Source organism: Natrinema sp. H-ect4 (genome assembly GCF_041894845.1).
In the GTDB taxonomy this organism is placed as follows: domain Archaea; phylum Halobacteriota; class Halobacteria; order Halobacteriales; family Natrialbaceae; genus Natrinema.
In genome coordinates this window covers 1-625 of record NZ_JBHDYC010000054.1, presented here as the reverse complement: position 1 = coordinate 625, position 625 = coordinate 1, and the positions used below count along the sequence as shown (strand labels likewise).

General features: G+C 59.2%; 1 protein-coding gene. It reads left to right on the top strand.

The features are described 5' to 3' along the window. Positions 1-13: 13 nt before the first annotated feature. Positions 14-625 (top strand): RNA-guided endonuclease InsQ/TnpB family protein (locus ACEWFR_RS23765; protein ID WP_374063348.1); only part of this gene is annotated, 612 nt, incomplete at its 3' end.

The window sequence follows — 625 nt, the reverse complement described above, 5'->3', positions numbered from 1 at the left end:
AGACGAGTAGACCATGCGCTACAACTACCGGTACAGGCTCAAACCGCCCGACGAACTCCACGAGCGGTTAGCGTGGACCGTCGATACCTGCCGGCAGGTCTATAACCACTTCCTTCACCGACTCAACAGAGTGGACGGAACCTCTGCCTACTCCGAGCAGAAGCTCCTCCCGGACCTCAAACGCGAGTGGACAGACCTGCAGGACGTCCACTCGAAGGTGCTTCAGAAAGTCGTACAACGTCTGTACGACAACCTTTCGACACTGAAGGGGCGGAAGGACAACGGCTACCGCGTCGGAGAGCTTCGGTGGAAAGCCCCGCAGGAATACCGTTCGATCAAGTACAGTCAAACCGGCTTCAAGCTCAACAACACGAGCGGTCGGCCTGTACTCTCTCTTTCCAAGATCGGCGACGTTCCGATGATCTACCACCGCGAGGTCCCGGACGACGCCACGATCAAGGAGGTCGTCGTCAAGCAGGAACCGACCGGCGAGTGGTTCGCCGTCCTCGGAATCGAAACCGAGAACGACGCGGCACCGAAGCCCGAGAATCCCGAGAAATGCATCGGAATCGACGTGGGGATCCTGAAGTACGCCCACGACAGCGACGGGACCGCCGTCGAAGGT